The sequence below is a fragment of the Lysobacter cavernae genome (genome assembly GCF_042648505.1).
GTDB lineage: Bacteria > Pseudomonadota > Gammaproteobacteria > Xanthomonadales > Xanthomonadaceae > Lysobacter_L > Lysobacter_L cavernae.
Map to the genome: position 1 here is coordinate 189,840 of NZ_JBHRXK010000003.1, position 17,283 is coordinate 207,122.

8 protein-coding genes and 1 riboswitch are annotated in these 17,283 nt (G+C 69.6%); of the genes, 5 read left to right on the forward strand and 3 right to left on the reverse strand.

What is annotated here, in order from left to right; all coding sequences use genetic code 11:
* Positions 1 to 27 precede the first annotated feature (27 nt).
* The gene (locus tag ACFOLC_RS08025; protein WP_386758722.1) at positions 28 to 954 is read right to left on the reverse strand and encodes a peptidoglycan DD-metalloendopeptidase family protein; all 927 of its coding nucleotides are present in this window, start codon (positions 952 to 954) and stop codon (positions 28 to 30) included.
* A 4-nt stretch (positions 955 to 958) separates the two neighbouring features.
* Positions 959 to 1,963, reverse strand: a complete 1,005-nt coding sequence (locus ACFOLC_RS08030; protein WP_386758723.1) for a phytase — start codon at positions 1,961 to 1,963, stop codon at positions 959 to 961.
* A 231-nt stretch (positions 1,964 to 2,194) separates the two neighbouring features.
* Positions 2,195 to 2,326, forward strand: a riboswitch (SAM riboswitch).
* A 65-nt stretch (positions 2,327 to 2,391) separates the two neighbouring features.
* Between ACFOLC_RS08030 and metX the strand changes: the two genes are divergently transcribed.
* The 4 genes from metX to ACFOLC_RS08050 all read left to right on the forward strand — a co-directional run bounded on the left by metX (position 2,392) and on the right by ACFOLC_RS08050 (position 6,698).
* Positions 2,392 to 3,459, forward strand: a complete 1,068-nt coding sequence (metX, locus tag ACFOLC_RS08035) for a homoserine O-succinyltransferase MetX (protein WP_386758724.1) — start codon at positions 2,392 to 2,394, stop codon at positions 3,457 to 3,459.
* Positions 3,456 to 4,694, forward strand: coding sequence for an O-succinylhomoserine (thiol)-lyase (locus ACFOLC_RS08040; RefSeq protein ID WP_386758725.1), 1,239 nt, complete (start codon positions 3,456 to 3,458; stop codon positions 4,692 to 4,694). Before metX ends, ACFOLC_RS08040 begins: the two co-directional genes overlap by 4 nt.
* Positions 4,691 to 5,791 carry a homoserine dehydrogenase gene (locus tag ACFOLC_RS08045; RefSeq protein WP_386758726.1) on the forward strand — a complete coding sequence of 367 codons (1,101 nt, stop codon included), beginning with the start codon at positions 4,691 to 4,693 and terminating at the stop codon, positions 5,789 to 5,791. The genes ACFOLC_RS08040 and ACFOLC_RS08045 overlap by 4 nt, the downstream gene beginning before the upstream one ends.
* Before the next feature lie 196 nt (positions 5,792 to 5,987).
* A complete protein-coding gene (locus ACFOLC_RS08050; protein WP_386758727.1) occupies positions 5,988 to 6,698 on the forward strand; it encodes a response regulator transcription factor in 711 nt (236 codons plus the stop codon).
* 24 nt (positions 6,699 to 6,722) lie between these two features.
* Here ACFOLC_RS08050 and ACFOLC_RS08055 read toward each other — a convergent pair whose 3' ends face one another.
* Positions 6,723 to 8,093 carry a sensor histidine kinase gene (locus tag ACFOLC_RS08055; protein ID WP_386758728.1) on the reverse strand — a complete coding sequence of 457 codons (1,371 nt, stop codon included), beginning with the start codon at positions 8,091 to 8,093 and terminating at the stop codon, positions 6,723 to 6,725.
* Positions 8,094 to 8,452: 359 nt separating this feature from the next.
* Here ACFOLC_RS08055 and ACFOLC_RS08060 point away from each other — a divergent pair, with 359 nt between their 5' ends.
* Positions 8,453 to 17,182, forward strand: a complete 8,730-nt coding sequence (locus tag ACFOLC_RS08060) for an ESPR-type extended signal peptide-containing protein (protein WP_386758729.1) — start codon at positions 8,453 to 8,455, stop codon at positions 17,180 to 17,182.
* Positions 17,183 to 17,283 lie beyond the last annotated feature (101 nt).

Here is a 17,283-nt window from a genome sequence, read left to right on the forward strand (position 1 = left end):
CCCGGGCCAGGTGGCCCGGAGCGGCTGTCAAGGCCCGGCACCGATCCGCAGCGGCCCCGCCGGGCCGCTCATCTTGAACGGGATCGACTCCAGCCGCATGCCGCGGTTGACCTGCACCGCGAAGTGCAGGTGCGGCCCGGTGGTGAAGCCGGTGTTGCCGGACAGGCCGATCTGCTGGCCGGCGCGCACGCGCTGGCCCAGGCGCACCAGCGCGCCGTCGGCCTTGAGGTGCGCGTACAAGGTCATGCTGCCGTCGTCGTGCAGGATGCGCACGAAGTTGGCGCGACCGCCGTATTTCTCGAGGTTGAGCCCGGCCTTGTCGAAGTCCGACTCGACCTGCATCACCACGCCGTCGCGCGCGGCCAGCACCGGTGTGCCGATCTGCGCGGCGAAGTCGACCGCGTAGCGGTTCTGTGAGTCGCTGTGGCTGAACTGGCCGCCGTAACCCTGGTCGATGCGGAAGCTGCGCTGCTGCAATGGCAGCAGGTAGTCGACATTGCGCGGGCGCGCGCTGGGGTCGCCGGGCAGGCTGTCCATGTGCAGCTCGAAGTCGCCGCCACGACCGGGGTCTTCGGTGCTGAGCACGGCGACCAGGGTGCTGCCGCGCGGCGCCACGGTGGTGCGCGCCGGCAGCCGCGGTTCGCCCGTGATGTTGTTGGCGCGACTGAAATCGAGCTGGACCTCGATCGGCCCGGACAGGCGGTTGTCGGCCCAGGCCAGGTAGCGGTCGCCGTCGTTTTCGATGCGCAGCTGCGCGATCGCGCTGGGCTCGCTGTACACCGGGATGACCTTGATCTCCGACGGCGGTGCAGCGTCGGGGACGTGATCGCCGTAGTGGGTGATACCGCTGCGGTCGGTCCAGCGGTAGACCTTGGCGGCGCCGGCCGTGAACGCGGTGGCCACCAGGGCCACCGCGCACGAGACCAGCAGCGCGATGCGGAGCCTGTCTGCCATCGGCTTAACCGGCGCAGCCCGGGGCCAGGCCGAGCACGCGCGCGACTTCGGCCAGGTCGAACGCGGTCACCGCTTTGTCGTCATGCACGGCAAACAGCGCGCCGTCCGGGAACTGCGCGGTGGTGGCGGCATGCAACGCAACGCCGTCGGTGTGCGCGGTGAACTCGCCCTGGAAGCTGCCGCGGGGCTGCAGCGTGGTGCGATCGAACAGATGGAAGATCGTCAGCGGCGCCAGCTGGTCGACAGCGACCCAGTAGCCGCCGCCATTGGCGCAGGTCCATAACGCTACGCCTTCGGCTTCGGCGCCGAAGCTGTCCTGCGGCAGGCTGCGGCCGGTGTGCTTGCCGCTGAAGGTGTATTCGCGCAGGGTCGATTCGTGGCGGCGACCTTGGTCGGAAGTGCTTTCGTCGGCAATCAGCAGGCGGTCGTTGCTGGCGTCGCCGGCAATCGATTCGACCATGCGCAGCGCCGAGGCCTCGCCGGTGTCGCCGAATGAACCCGCGTAGTGCGCACGCAGGTGGCCTTGCTGGTCGAACTGCACGCGGTAGCGGCGCACGCGCTGGTCGAGTTCGTGCAACGGCGGCACCTGGTCGAACTGCTTGCCGTACATGAAGCTGTCGGTGACATACAGCTCCAGTTCGCCCGGCTCGGTTTCGGTCAGCCATACGCCGTAGGGGCTGCGCAGTTCGGCCTCGCCGAAGCTGCCGAGCGCGGTGAAGTCCGGCAGGGCGAACACCTGCACGCGGTGGTTGTCGCGCTCGACCACGAACAGGTGGTCGCCGTACACCGCCAGGCCGTTGGGGCGATTGAACTGGCCCGGGGCGCTGCCTTCGCCACCGACTTCACGCAGGCGCTCGCCGCTGTCGGCGTCGAACACCACCAGCTTGTGGCTCGATTTGGCGCTGGCGATCAGCCAGGTGTGGCCGTCCTCGGTCGGCCAGGTGGTGAGCGAGTCGAGCTCGTCCTGCGGGCTTTCCTTCGAGACGTAGCGTTCGACCACGGTCTTCACCGCGGGGCCGGCGGCAGGCGAGGGGGTTGGGATTTGGGTGGGGCCGGGCGGGGAGGTGGCACAGGCGGTCAGCAGTACCGCCAGGGCGGGGGCAAGGAGTCGTTTGTCCATGGAGGCGGAGTGTATTCGGGCCCTGCGGCCTTTGTGAGGTCGCGGTGCGGTCTAAATAATAAATCGCTATATGCGGATGAAGCGATTGACACGCGCCGCGTGGCGCTGGCAGACTGCGGCCATCCATCGAGACCGGCTGAGGGACAGGCCCTTTGAAGCCGGGGCAACCCAGCGCAGCGCAAGCGGCGCGAAGGTGCCAATTCCTGCGGCAGGCGTGCTCCCCAGAGGAGCAGCCGGGTCGGAAGATGGTTGCAATCTGCGCCCCGGCGCGGATGCGACTCGCAGGCTCGATGGCCCCGTCACTTCGGATGTCCGCCATGAGCTTCGCCCACACCCCCGCCGTCGAGTTCGCCGTGTTCGATCGCGGCGATGCCCTCGCCACGCCGTCCGCGCTCGCCTCCCACCCTGACGCAGCCAGCATTCGCGGTGCCAGTGCGCGCGGCGAGTTCACGTTCGACCTCGAGCTGCGCCACGCCGGTCGCCAGCGCATCACGCTGCGCTACGAGACCCAGGGCGATCCGGCGTTGCCGGCGGTGTTCGTCGCCGGCGGCATTTCCGCGCACCGGCACCTGTGCGCGAACGATGCCTCCACGCAGGCGGGTTGGTGGGAGTCGCAGGTCGGGTCCGGTCGTGCGCTCGACCCGGCGCGCCATCACCTGATTGCCTTCGACTGGATCGGCGCCGACGGCACGCTCGATGCGCCGCTCGATCCGTCCGACCAGGCCGATGCGATCGTGGCATTGCTCGATGCGCTGCGCATCCCGCGGCTGGCGGCCTTCGTCGGTTGCTCGTACGGGGCGATGGTCGGCCTGCAGTTCGCGGCGCGCTACCCCGCGCGCGTGGGCGAGCTGGTCGCGATCAGCGGCACCCATCGCGCGCACCCCTATGCCAGCGCCTGGCGCGCGCTGCAGCGTCGCGCGGTCGCGCTCGGTGCGTTGCAGTGCGACGAGACCCACGGCCTGGCGTTGGCGCGGCAGCTGGCGATCCTGAGCTACCGCACGCCGGAAGAATTCGCCGCCCGCTTCGGCGCCGCCCAGGTCAGCGACGGCCGCGTGCGCGTGGCCGCCGAGGACTACCTCGACCATTGCGGTGCGCAGTACGTCGCACGCACGCCGACCACGGCCTACCTGCGCCTGTCGGAGTCGATCGACCTGCAGCAGCTCGACCCCAGCGTCATCCGCGTGCCGGTGACCGTGGTCGCCGTGGCCGAGGACCGGCTGGTGCCGGTGTCCGATGCCTACGACCTGGTCGAGCGCCTGCGCGGCGAGACGCGCCTGCGCGTGCTGCGCTCGCTGTACGGCCACGACGCCTTCCTCAAGGAGGAGGCCGAGGTCGCCACCGTCCTGCGCGAGGCGCTGACCGACTGTACGCAGGTGGCGGCATGAGCACCGACAACGGAGTGACCGACGTGAGCAAGCCTTTGAACAACCCCGCTACCCGCAACACCTGCACCGCCGCGGTGCGCGCCGGCATCGACCGCGACACCGCCTACGGCGCGGTCACGCCGCCGATCGTGCTGTCGTCCAACTTCAGCTTCGCCGGCTTCAACGACAAGCGCACCTACGACTACACCCGCAGTGGCAACCCGACCCGCGACCTGCTCGGCGAGGCGCTGGCCGAACTGGAAGGCGGTGCCGGCGGGGTGATCACCGCCACCGGCATGGCCGCGATCACGCTGGTGCTGCACGCCTTCCTCAAGCCCGGCGACCGCATCGTCGTGCCGCACGATGGCTACGGTGGCAGCTGGCGGCTGTTCAACGCGCTCGCCGCCAAGGGCGCGTTCGAGCTGATCACCGCCGACCTCACCGATCCGCGCTCGCTGACCGAAGCCCTGCTGACCAAGCCGGCGGTGGTCTGGATCGAGACCCCGTCCAACCCGCTGCTGCGCGTCACCGACCTGCGTTTCGTGATCGAGGCCGCGCACGCGCAGGGCGCGTTGGCGGTGGTCGACAACACCTTCCTGTCGCCGGCCCTGCAGCAGCCGATCGCGTTCGGTGCCGATCTGGTGGTGCACTCGACCACCAAGTACATCAATGGCCACAGCGACGTGGTCGGCGGCGCGGTGGTCGCGCGCAGCGCCGAACACCATCAGCAGCTGACGTGGTGGGCGAACGCGCTTGGTCTGACCGGCTCGCCGTTCGACAGCTTCCTGACGCTGCGCGGCCTGCGCACGCTCGATGCGCGCCTGCGCGTGCACCAGGAGAACACGCTGGCATTGGCAGCCTTGCTCGATGCGCATCCGGCGGTACGCACGGTGCATTACCCCGGGCTGGAGTCGCACCCGGGCCACGCGCTGGCGGCGCGTCAGCAACGCGGTTTCGGCGCCATGCTCAGCGTGGAGATCGACGGCGGCGAAGACGCGGTGCGCGCCTTCCTCGACGGCCTGCAGTGCTTCACCTTGGCCGAGTCGCTCGGTGGTGTCGAAAGCCTGGTCGCGCACCCGGCAACGATGACGCACGCGGCGATGTCGGCCGAAGCGCGCGCCGCTGCCGGGATCGGCGACGGCCTGCTGCGCCTGTCGGTGGGCATCGAGCACGTCGATGATCTGGTCGCCGATATCGCCGCCGCGCTGGAACGCGCGCAGGCCGTGGTCGACCACGCCAAACGCGCGTCGAAATGAGCGCGCTGGCCGCGGCGGTCGAACCTGCGCGCAGCGCCGCGGCGGCGGTGGTGCCGGCGCGGATCGCGCTGCTTGGCACCGGCACCGTCGGCAGCGCAGTGCTGACGCGGTTGTCTGCCTGGAGTGGTTTGCCGCTCGGCAAGCGCCTGTCGCTGGTGCATGTGGCCAATTCGCGCCAGGCCGCGAGCGACCGCTCCGGGCTGGCGCCTGACGAGGCCGGCCAGCGCCTGATGCTGGCGCCGCAGTCCAGTTCGCTCGATGCGATCGAGGCCGCGTTGCGCGGTGTCGGCCCGCGCATCGTCATCGACGCCACCGCCAGCGAGGCCGTGGCCGAGCGCCACGCGCACTGGCTCGCGCAGGGCATCCACGTCGTTACCGCCTGCAAGATCGGGCAGGGCACGTCGTTGTCGCGCTGGCGCTCGATTCGCGTTGCCGCCGCGGCCGGCGATACCGGTTACGGCGACAGCGCCACGGTCGGTGCCGGTCTGCCGTTGCTGCGGTCCTTGCGCGAGCTGCAGGCCGGCGGCGACCGCATCCACGCCATTGCCGGCGTGCTGTCGGGCTCGCTGGCCTGGCTGTTCAATCATTACGACGGCATGCGGCCGTTCTCGGCGCTGGTGCGGCAGGCGCGCGATGCCGGCTACACCGAGCCGGACCCGCGCGACGACCTGTCCGGCGAGGACGTGCGGCGCAAGCTGCTGATCCTGGCGCGCGCGGCTGGCGTCGAACTCGAGGCGGCCGATGTCGACGTGACCTCGCTGGTGCCGGCGGAGCTGGCGATCCTGTCCCGCGACGGCGTCGATGCCGCGCTGCCCGCGCTCGACGCGCCGCTGCGCGAGCGCTACGCCGCTGCCTACAAGCGTGGCGAGCGGTTGCGTTTCATCGCGCGCCTGCAGGACGGCCGCGCGCGCGTCGGCCTGGAGTCGCTGCCGGCCGATCACCCACTCGCCGGCGGTGCCGGCACCGACAACCGCGTCGCGATCTGGTCCGACCGCTACCGTGAGCAGCCGCTGCTGATCCAGGGTCCGGGTGCCGGCGCCGAGGTCACCGCCGCCGGTCTGCTCGACGATGTGCTGCGCATCGCCGGCCGCCGTTAACCCTGGTGGTCGAGACGTAGATCGAAAGTCGAAGCGCCATGCTGGCGCATTCATGTTTGTTGATGGCGCAGTCGCCTCCTCGTGCCGGCAGCGTTGGCCTGTCGATACCACCTGACCCGGCAAGTTGTCGGGTCGGGTCGGTCCAGTAAGATCGGATTTCCGGGGGTCGTGACAGGGGGCAAGGGTGAGCGTTGCGATGAGTCCGTCGGCTGATGCCGACCACGTGCTGCGCATTGCGCTGCTCGAGGACGATGCCGTCCTGCGCGAGCGCATCCTGCTGCCAGGGCTGGCCAGTTACGGATTCGCTGCGACCGGCATGGAGACTGCAGCAAGTCTGCACCGTCATCTGGCCGCGGCGCGGTTTGACATCGTCGTACTCGATGTCGGTTTGCCCGATGCCGATGGTTTCAGCGTGGCGCGCGAGATCCGCGTCGGTTTTCCGGACATCGGTATCGTCATGCTCACCGGGCGTGGCGACACGATCGACCGCGTGCGTGGCCTGAGCCAGGGTGCCGATGCCTACCTGGCCAAGCCGGTCGAGATCGACCTGCTGGCGGCCACCTTGCACAGCCTCGCGCGCCGCATGCGCGGCGTGACCGTGGCCCACGCGCCGAAGCATTGGCGCCTTGACAGCAACGGCTGGTGCCTGTTGTCGCCGTCCGGGTGCAGCGTGGCCCTGACCAAGACCGAGCGGCGCGTGGTCGAGGCTTTGATCGAACGCGCCGGGCAGCTGGTCGGCCGTAATGCCCTGATCGCGGCGTTGACCAGCAACGTCTACGAGTTCGATCCGCATCGGCTGGATTCACTGCTCTACCGCCTGCGCCGCAAGGTCGCCGATGCGTGCGGCGAGTCGCTGCCGTTGACGGCTGTCCACGGCGAAGGTTACGTGCTCAACGACGCGCACTGACCGGCGCGCGAAGCGCCGCGGCGCTCAGCCGGTGGTGACAGGCCCGGTCGTCGACGCCTGCGCCAATGGCAGGTGGATGCGGAACACGCTGCCCAGGCCGGGCGTGCTCTCCACCGCGATATCGCCGCCGACGACTTTCACCAGGTCGTGGACCACCGACAGGCCCAGGCCGGTGCCGCCCTTGGCGGTCTTGGTGCTGAAGAACGGTTCGAAGATGCGCAGCCGGACGGTTTCGTCCATGCCCTGGCCGTTGTCGGCCAGGGCGATCTCGACGAGGTCGTTGCCGATAGGTGACAACGACACCTCGAAGATTCCTGTTTCGGGCATGGCGTCGCGCGCATTGGCGGCGATGTTGAGGATCATCAGCTCGAACTCGCTGCGGTCCAGGCGCACCGGCAACGGGCGGGCATCGCCCGCCAGCTTGATCTGCACGCCAGGCGGGAACAGCTGGCGCAGCATCGAGCGCATCTCGACGAAGGCCTGTACCGCGTCGAAGGTTTCGATCTTGAGGGCATCGTTACGGCTGAAGCTCAGCAGCTTGCGCGTGATGGTCATGCCGCGTCCGGCGGCTTCCTCCACGCCCTGCAATGCCTCGTCGAGCGCAGCGAGCTTTTCGGCGTGACTGTCCATGTCCTGCACGCGGTGGCGATGTGCCGAGAAGCCGAGGATCACGGCGAGGATGTTGCTGAAATCGTGGGAAATACCACTGGCTAGTCGGCCACTGGCTTCGAGCTTCTGTGCCTGGATCAACTGCGATTGGGTGCGTTCGCGCTCGGCCATCTCATGCTGCAGTTCGCGGCCACGCGCATTGGACTCATCCAGACTTTCGCGCAATGCGGTGATGGTGCGATCCAGCACCAGCGTGACCAGCAGGTAGCCGAACAGCACCGAGAACAGGTGGCTGTACGCCACCGCTACGGGTTTCCCGGCCGCCATCAACCGGTATGCGTCGACCGCGAAGCCGCTCGCGGCCACCGCCAGCAACGCGATGAAGATCACCCACAGCGCACGCCGGCCGAGCACCAGGCCGCCGATGATCAGCATCAGGAACTGGTCGATCTGGTTCATCGCCAGCGCCTGGAAACCCATCAGCAGGTGGTTCACTCCCTGCATGGTCAACAGCGCGCACAGGTACAACATCACGGCGGCGCGGAAACGGCCGCGGCGGATCATCGCCACGCAGACCAGGGCCAGTGCCGCCATGCCCATGGCCAGCAGCATCAAGGTGCGGCCGCCGGTCGGGTCGCCGCCGGTGGCAAGGAAGTAGGTCCAGCTGGCGGGGATCGACAGGCCCAGCAACAGGAACAGCGACTGCAGGATGGGGGCGTTGCGGCGATCGACGGGGTCGGCAATGGGTGCGTTGCGCAGCCAGCGCAGGAAGGCGGTCCACATCATTCGATGGCTCGATTGAGCTGCCGTGCCGGCACGTCCTGCACGGTATCGGCACGGAATCGTGACGCAGGACGCATTGCGACAGATATGGACGGCAAAGGTCGAATCTTGACGGTGAGTGTTAGGTGAGTATTCGGTGAGATCGCGAGCGTGACAACCCCGGCGGTCGCGCCTTAGGTTCCGTTTGTCCTGCCGCAACGAAATATTCCTGCAACACGTCGTCCGGCAGACGGCGCCGCCCAAACGGGGGCGGCTCTCACAAACACCTGCATCCGATGCAGCGGCAACGGTCGTTTTCGATCGTTTTGGGCCGACGGGCGTCGTTTGCTCTCGAAAAACCGGAACAGGGCGGAGGGGTAGCGATGAACAAGATTTTCAGCCGGGTGTGGAGCCAGGCCAAGCAGGCGATGGTGGTGACCTCGGAACTGGCCTCGACCGGCGGCAAGAAGGAAGGTCGTCGGCGCCTGGCAGACGCGACGCTGGGCGCAACGGTGCTGGCGTTCGGCTTTGCGGCGCTGGCCCCTCCCGTGCAGGCGCAGCAGCTGGTGATCGAGCGCGACGGCAATGCCTGCTTTGTCCGCGCGACGGCTGAAGGTGCGACCCGGCAGATCGATTGCGCCGTGTTCGACCAGGCCAGTGCCGGTACCGACAGCGTCGGCGCGCGCGATGCCGGCCCCATGGCCGTGGCCGGCAACGGCTACTTCCAGGCCGACGGCGCCGGCGACGGCAGCGACGACGCCTCGGTGTCGGGCGCGGGCGCGATCGCCATCGGCAGCGGCGCCAAGACGCAAGCCTGGAACAGCGCCGAGCTGGGCGAGTCGTTCGAGGCCGAGGGCGCGATCGCGGTGGGCAAGAACGCCGTCGCCGAGGGGTATCAATCGATGGCCATGGGCAAGAACGCCCACGGCTGGGCGAATGCCAGCACCGCCATCGGCGGTGACGCCAACGCGTTCGGCATCGGCAGCACGGCCGTGGGCCAGAACAGCCTCGGCTATGGCCATTCCAGCGTGGCAGTGGGCCAGTCGGCGATGAGCCTCGGTTTCGGCAATACCGCCGTCGGCGCTTCGGCCGATGCGACTGCCGACCAGGCAGCCACCGCAATCGGCGCGATCAGCGAGGCCCGCGGCAACGGCTCGACCGCCGTCGGCGGCATGGCGATCGCGGCCGGTGACGGCAGCCTGGCCGCAGGCTTCGACGCCCAGGCCGGCGGCTACGAGTCGGTCGCGATCGGCGGCCGTGCGCGCGTCGGCCTGGGTGATTCCGGTGTCGGCATCGGCGCCAATGCCGTGGCCCTTGGCCAAGGGGCCGTGGGCATCGGCAAGAACAGCCTGGCCAACGGCGCCAATGCCGTGGCCACCGGCCGCAATGCGGCGGCCAACAGCGAAGGCGCCATCGCGATCGGTGGCAGCGACTGGACCGACCTCGACGGCGACGGCATGCCCGATGTCGGTGAGGCAACCCTGGCCGAAGGCGTGAATGCGATCGCTGTCGGCGGCCTGGCCGGTGCCAGCGGCGACAACGCGCAGGCCATCGGCTACAGCGCGCAGGCGCTGGCGGCCAACGCCACGGCCAATGGTGCGATGAGCATGGCCGGCGGCGAAAACAGCACCGCGACCGGTGCCAACAGCGTCGCCAACGGCATCGACAGCAGCGCCTACGGTGCGCAGAGCGATGCGGAAGGCGATTACTCGACGGCGATCGGCAGCAGCAGCCTGGCGCTGGGCGAGGGTTCGCAAGCGGTCGGTGCCGGCGCCAACGCGCTGGGCAGCTTCAGCACGGCGAGCGGTTACGGCAGCATCGCCGGCGACGTGGGCAGCACCTCGTACGGCTACAACGCTTCCTCCTCCGACGATTACGCGACCGCGCTGGGCTCCTTCGCCCGGGCCACCGGCGTGCAGTCGGTGGCGGTAGGCCATCAGTCCGTCGCCGGTCTACTCGGCACCGCGACGGGCGGTTACGCCAATGCCGCCGGCGTCGGCTCGTCGGCCTACGGCTACGGCACCACCACCCAGGGCGACCACACGGTCGCCGTCGGCGGCGCCGCGGATCCGGTCCTGCTGATGACCGGCGGCGGGTTCCCGAGCGGCTCCCTGGTTGGCACTGCGGCACGCGGCATGGGCGCCAACGCCTTCGGTTCGGCGGCCCTCGCGCAAGGCATCCAGGCTACGGCGGTCGGCTCCGGCAGCAACTCGGTCGGGCGCATGAGCACGGCGGTGGGTTCGATCAGCAACGCCGTGGCCGATTACGCGACGGCGGTCGGCGTGCGCAGCATCGTCGACGGCATGTACGGCGTCGGCCTGGGTTACGCCAGCGACGTGTCGGCGATGCACGGCATCGCGGTGGGGACCGGCGCCAACGTCCAGGGCCTGGGCGGCATCGCGATGGGCGTGAGCTCAGCGGTGCTTGGCCGTGCCAGCACCGCGATCGGCGCTGGTGCCCGCGCGGAGGGCGAGCACGCCATCGCCAACGGCACCAATGCGGTCGCCAAGAGCGACGGCGCCATCGCCATCGGCGGCACCGACGGCACCGCGAAGACCACGGCCGAAGGCACCGACGCGATCGCGCTCGGCAGCCAGGCCAACGCGGACGGCGACAACGCACAGGCGCTCGGTGCGCAGGCACAGGCGCTGGCGGCCAACGCCACCGCGGTCGGCGCGATGAGCCTGGCCGCCGGCGAGAACAGCACCGCGACCGGTGCCAACAGCGTCGCCAACGGCATCGACAGCAGCGCCTACGGCTACCAGGCCAATGCCGTCGGTGATTACTCGCAGGCCATCGGCGGCAGCAGCTTGGCCCTGGGCGAGGGCTCGCAGGCGGTCGGCACCGGCGCCAACGCGATTGGCAACTACAGCAGCGCCAGCGGCTACGGCAGCGTGGCCCGGGGCAACAACAGCGTCGCCAACGGCGCGCAGGCCCAGGCATTGGGCTTGAACAGCATCGCGACCGGTTACAACAGCACGTCCAGCGGCGCCAACAGCGTCGCTATGGGAAAGACCAGCACCAGCAGCGGCGCCAACAGCGTCGCAGTCGGCGCCGACAGCACGTCCAAGGGCGCCTTCAGCGCGTCGCTGGGCATGTTGGCGACCGCCAACGGTGCCTACTCCACCGCGCTGGGCGGCCTGAGCCTCGCCGACGGCTGGCAGAGCAGCGCGCTGGGCAATGGCTCGTGGGCCAAGGGCATGTATTCCACCGCCGTGGGTTCGGCCAGCACGGCGGACATGATGGCCACCGCGGTGGGCACCTTCAGCCAAGCCAGCTTCGCCTCCACCGCGATCGGCCTCCGCTCGGTGGCCGGCTTCATCACCCTCGATGCCGACGGCAACCCGGTCGCGGCCGGCGCCGGCACGGCGCTGGGCAACAGCGCCGTCGCGCTGGGCCATAACGGCACGGCGCTGGGCATGAACACCCTGGCCGGCCGCGACGCCAACAGCACCACCAATGCCGACAACACCACCGCGGTGGGCACCGAAGCCTGGGCGACCGAGGACGGCGCCAGCGTGCTGGGCTACAACAGCTACGCGCAGGCGGTGAACTCGACGGTGCTTGGCTCCAACACATGGGTCACCAAGGAAGCGACCAACTCCGTCGCGCTGGGGTCCGGCACGCTCGCCGATCGCGCCAACACGGTGTCGGTGGGCGCGTCGGCCGACTGGACCGATGCGGCCGGCGTGGTGCATGCGGCCATCGATCGCCAGATCACCAACGTCGCCGCCGGCACCGAGGCGACGGACGCGGTCAACAAGGCGCAACTCGACGAACTGGCCGACAGCGTCGGCGATGCCAACGACTACTTCGCGGCCAGTGGGGCGGGCGACGGTAGCGACCTCGCTGTCGCATCGGGCGACCACGCCATCGCCATCGGGGCAGACGCCACTGCCGCAGGTGCCGAGAGCATCGCCAACGGCCATGGCGCCAGCGCCAGCGGTGCATCGTCCACTGCCGTGGGCGGCGGTTATGTCGACTGGATGGGTCAGACGGTGTCGACCGAAGCCAGTGGCAACAACAGCGCCGCCTTCGGTGCCGGGGCACGTTCGCTCGGGGCGGATTCGGTCGCCCTCGGCGCCGGCTCGACCGCGAATGGCCGGAACTCGCTGGCGACGGGCATGCGCAGCGTCGCCCAGGGCGACTACAGCACCGCGACGGGCAGCTTTGCCACCGCGCTGGGCCGCGGCTCGCTGGCCAGCGGCTACAACTCGCGGACCGACGGTGCTTCGGCCATGGCGATGGGCGAATCGTCGCGTGCCTTCGGCGACGCCAGCGTCGCGGTCGGTGGCGTGCTGGTCGGCGACGGTATCCCGCAGGGCACCCGCGCCAGTGGCTTCGCCACCAGCGCATTCGGTGCCGCGGCACAGGCCACCGCGATAGGTGCCACCGCAATCGGTGCGCGCGCCTCGGTCCGCGGCGAGTTCAGTACCGCGATCGGTACGCTGAGCAGTGCCTCGGCCGATGACAGCGTCGCGCTGGGTGCAGGCTCGATCGCCGACCGCGATGGAACGGTGTCGGTCGGCGCGGTCGACGCGGAACGCCAGATCACCAACGTCGCCGCCGGCACCGAGGCGACGGACGCGGTCAACAAGGCGCAGCTCGACGAAGTCGCCGACTACGTGTCGGTCAATGGCCTCGGCGACGGCAGCGATACCGCAGTGGCCATTGGCGACAACGCGAGTGCGGTGGGTCCGAACGCAGTGGCGGGTGGCATCGAAAGCAGCGCCTCCGGCTACCAGAGCTATGCCGCAGGCGACTACTCGACCGCGATCGGCAGCAGCAGCCTGGCACTGGGCGAGGGCTCGCAGGCGGTCGGCACCGGTGCCAACGCGATCGGCAATCGCGCCAATGCCAGCGGCTACGGCGCGGTCGCCAACGGCAACGATTCCATCGCGATGGGCAGCAACAGCTTCGCCAAGGGCAACAACTCCACTGCCATCGGCAACGGCGCCAACGTGCAGCACAACAATGGGCTGGCGATCGGCTACAACGCCACTGTGCAGGGCGTGGGCAGCGTTGCGGTTGGCAACCTGGCGGTGACCAACGGCCCGCTGTCGGCGAGCTTCGGCATGTTCGCCCTGGCCAACGGGCGCGAGGCCACCGCCATCGGTTCGGCCGCGGGCGCCGAGGGCTGGGCCGCGACCGCGGTCGGCTCGAGCGCCTGGGCCGGCGACGCGTTCGCCTCGGCGTTCGGCACCTACAGCCAGGCCGAGGCGTTCGGCACCGCGCTGGGCATCCGCACCATCGCCGGCATCGGCGGCACGGCGGTCGGCGCCGACGCCAGGACCGGTAAAGACGGCACCGCGGTCGGCGGCAACGCCCGCGCGGGCGGGGCCACCAGCCTGGCGCTCGGCAACAACGCGCTGGCCGGCATCGATGCCAACAGCACCAGCAACGGCGACCACACCACCGCCGTCGGCGGCGAGGCGTGGGCGACCGAAGACGGCGCCAGCGTGCTGGGTTACAACAGCTATGCGCAGGCGGTGAACTCGACTGTGCTCGGTTCCAACGCGTGGACGACGAAGGAAGCGACCAACAGCGTGTCGCTCGGCGCCGGTTCGCTGGCCGATCGCGCCAACACCGTGTCGGTGGGTGCGGCGCAGGAATGGACCGACGCCGCCGGCGTGGTGCATGCAGCCAACGACCGCCAGATCGCCAACGTCGCTGCCGGCACCGAAGCCACCGACGCGGTCAACAAGGGTCAGCTGGACGAACTGGCCGACAACGTCAGCGATGCCAGCCATTACCTTGCCGTCAACGGCGCCGGCGACGGCAGCGACGATGCCATCGCCACCGGCGAGCTCGCGACCGCGGTCGGCAGCAGCAGTCTGGCGCAGGGTGACAGGTCCTCTGCGTTCGGTAGCGGTGCGAAAGCACTGGGAACCGATGCCATCGCGATCGGCAACGCGCAGGCAGTCGAGGGCTCGGTTGCCATCGGCAACATGGCGGCGGCCGACGGCATCTATTCCGTCGCCAATGGCTACTACGCCCATGTCTATGAGGGCGTGATCGGCGGCGTTGCCGTCGGAGCCGCGACATTCGTAGGCGGCAACCTGGGCACGGCGGTCGGCTTCTCGGCGGTGGCCAACACTGCGGAGGGTGCTACCGCGATCGGCGCGTTCGCCACGGCCAAGGCGGACAACGCCACGTCCGTGGGCGCGTACTCGACCAATTACCGCGAGAACACGTTCTCGGTGGGTTCGGACGACAACCAGCGCCAGATCACCAACGTCGCCGCGGGCACCGAAGCCACCGATGCGGTGAACAAGTACCAACTCGATGACGCCGTGCGTTACACCCAGGTCGATGGTGCCGGCTACGGTGACGACGACGCGAGTGCTTCGGGCGAGCATGCCATCGCCATCGGCGCCAGCAGTGTGGCTTCCGGTGTCGAGAGCAGCGCGCTGGGCTTCCAGAGCAGTGCCGTCGGCGATCATTCGCAGGCGATTGGTGGCAGCAGCCTGGCGCTGGGCCTGGGTTCGTCAGCGCTGGGCACCGGTGCCAATGCGCTCGGCGACTACAGCATCGCCAATGGCTACGGCAGCGTGGCCAACGCCGAGTCCGGCACGGCCATCGGCGGTGCTTCTGTCTCGTGGGACGGTCAGTTGACCAGCACCGTGGCGCAGGGCGAAGGCAGCACCGCGGTGGGCGCGGGGGCGCAGGCCATCCACGACCGAGCGGTGGCGATCGGCTCGATGAGCGTGGCCGCCGGCATCAATGCCACCGCAGTGGGCCCGGCGGCCACCACGGCCGGCGCCTACGCCACCGCGATCGGCTTCGGCGCGAAAGCCGACAACATCGCGGCCACCGCGATGGGTGCCGGCGCCTACGCCAACGGCCTGGCAGCCACGGCCGTCGGCAACGGTTCCTATGCCGTGCGCGAGTCCTCGGCGTTCGGTAGGGGCGCGCGGGCGAGTTCGGGCAATGCCGTCGCGATGGGCACGGGCGCCAACGCCAGCGGTGCCGCGAGCATCGCGATCGGCGGCCAGGCGTCGTTCTTCAGGTCGTCGACGACCGCGTCGGGCTTCCACAGCACCGCGGTGGGTTCGAGCGCGTTTGCGACCCAGACCGACACGGTCGCGGTGGGCGTCAACAGCGAGGCGACCGCCGAGCAGGGCACGACCGTGGGCGTGGAGAGCGCGGCCACAGGCGTGGCATCGACCGCATTGGGCTACAACACCTACGCCAAGGCTGATGGCACGCTGGCCCTGGGCAGCAATGCCTGGGCGCACAATGTCAACAGCACCGCGATCGGCCTGCAGAGTTCGGCGCAGGCGGATAACAGCGTGGCGCTGGGTGCGCAATCGTTGGCCGACCGTAGCAACAGCGTGTCGGTGGGCGCGGCGCAAGCCTGGACCGATGCCTACGGCAACGTGCATGCGGCGAACACCCGCCAGATCACCAACGTCGCCGCGGGCACGGAAGCGACGGACGCGGTGAACAAGGCCCAGCTCGACGCGGTGGCCGGCAACGCCAGCGATGCCAGCCACTACTTCAAGGCCAGCGGCAAGGAAGACGGTAGCGACGACGCACAGATCAACGGCCAGGGTGCAATCGCAGCCGGTGCCAATGCGGTCGCTGGCGCCAACGGCGCCACGGCGGTCGGTGCCAACAGCCAGGCCGGCAAGATCAGCGCCTCGGCCTACGGCAGCAATGCCAAGGCCGCCGAGACCAACGCCACCGCGCTGGGCGCCAACACGCAGGCGCTGGCCTCGACCTCGACCGCGGTCGGCTCCAATGCCCAGGCCCGTGCCACGGCGGCGACGGCGCTCGGCTTCGACGCCCGCGTCAACGACGGCGCGGTGGACGGCACCGCCGTCGGCGCGCGCAGCAAGGTCAGCGCCAGCAACGCCGTGGCATTGGGTGCGGGCTCGATCGCCGATCGCGCCAGCACCGTGTCGGTCGGTGCGGCCGGCAAGGAGCGCCAGATCGCCAACGTCGCCGCCGGTAGCGCCAACACCGATGCGGTCAACGTCGGCCAGTTGAATGCGGCCGTCGGTGAAGTCGGCGAAGAGTTGGCCACTGCGGTGAAGTACGACGACGAAGAGAAGTCATCGATCACCCTGGCGGGTGAGGACGGCACGGTGATCGGCAACGTCGCCGACGGTGCTCTGACCGCGGACAGTACCGTTGCGGTTAATGGCCGCCAGCTGTTCCAGGTCGGCGATGCCACCGCGCAGATGCTCGGCGGCGGTGCGTCGATGGGACCGAACGGGATGGTCGGCCCGGTGTACGGCATCCAGGGCGGCAGCTACTACAACGTCGGCGACGCGCTGGGTGCGCTCGACGGTGCGGTGGACAGCCTCAACAGCCGTGTCGGCCAGCTCGAGCAGAAGCCGGGCAATGGCAACGGTAATAGCAACGGCAACGGCAACGGCAACGGCGGAAAGGGCAAGGGCCTGGCGGTCGATGCCACGGCCGTCGCCGTGGACAGCGGCACGGTGGTCGGCAGCGACACCGCGATCGAAGCGGTGGCCACCGACGCGGTTGCAGTCGCTGCCGAGGCCAATGTCACGGCCACGTCCGATGCCGCGATGGGTGAGGGCGCTTCGGCGACGGCGGAAGGCGCGGTCGCAGTGGATCAGGGCTCGCTGGCCAGCGAGGCCAACACCGTGCCGGCGGGTGCTGCTGGCAACCAGCGTCGCGCCGCCAGCGTCGCTGCCGGCGTCAATGCAGCCGATGCCGCCAACGTCGGTCAGGCACAGGCGGTCGATGCCGAGACGCTGGCCTCGGCCAACGCCTACACCGACACCACCGCGACGCAGACGCTGACCCGCGCCAACAGCTACACCGACAGCCGCTACCAGGCACTGAGCGATGAGTTCAGCGGCCTGCGCGACGAACTGGGCTACCGCCTCGGCCAGCAGGACGAGCGCATGGACCGTCAGGGTGCGATGAGCGCGGCAATGATGAACATGTCGATCAACGCCGCCAACAGCCGCAGCCCGCGCGGCCGCGTCGCGGTCGGTGCCGGTTGGCAGAACGGCGAGAGCGCGTTGTCGGTGGGCTACTCCAAGTCGATCGGTGAGCGTGCCTCGATCAGCATCGGCGGTGCCTTCAGCAGCGACGACAAGTCCGCCGGTGTCGGCTTCGGTGTCGATCTGTGACGCATGGATGCATCGTCGATTGCGATGCGTGCCGATCCTTCTGTCGTGCGCAGGTGTCTGTCACCTGCGCACGTTCGGAACGGTGAAGTGGCGGTCGGCAG

Bases quoted from the DNA above. Each gene is read 5' to 3' on its own strand.
- ACFOLC_RS08055 (WP_386758728.1), bottom strand. From the start codon at position 8,093: ATGATGTGGACCGCCTTCCTGCGCTGGCTGCGCAACGCACCCATTGCC.
- metX (WP_386758724.1), top strand. From the start codon at position 2,392: ATGAGCTTCGCCCACACCCCCGCCGTCGAGTTCGCCGTGTTCGATCGC.
- ACFOLC_RS08045 (WP_386758726.1), top strand. From the start codon at position 4,691: ATGAGCGCGCTGGCCGCGGCGGTCGAACCTGCGCGCAGCGCCGCGGCG.
- ACFOLC_RS08050 (WP_386758727.1), top strand. From the start codon at position 5,988: ATGAGTCCGTCGGCTGATGCCGACCACGTGCTGCGCATTGCGCTGCTC.
- ACFOLC_RS08060 (WP_386758729.1), top strand. From the start codon at position 8,453: ATGAACAAGATTTTCAGCCGGGTGTGGAGCCAGGCCAAGCAGGCGATG.
- ACFOLC_RS08040 (WP_386758725.1), top strand. From the start codon at position 3,456: ATGAGCACCGACAACGGAGTGACCGACGTGAGCAAGCCTTTGAACAAC.
- ACFOLC_RS08025 (WP_386758722.1), bottom strand. From the start codon at position 954: ATGGCAGACAGGCTCCGCATCGCGCTGCTGGTCTCGTGCGCGGTGGCC.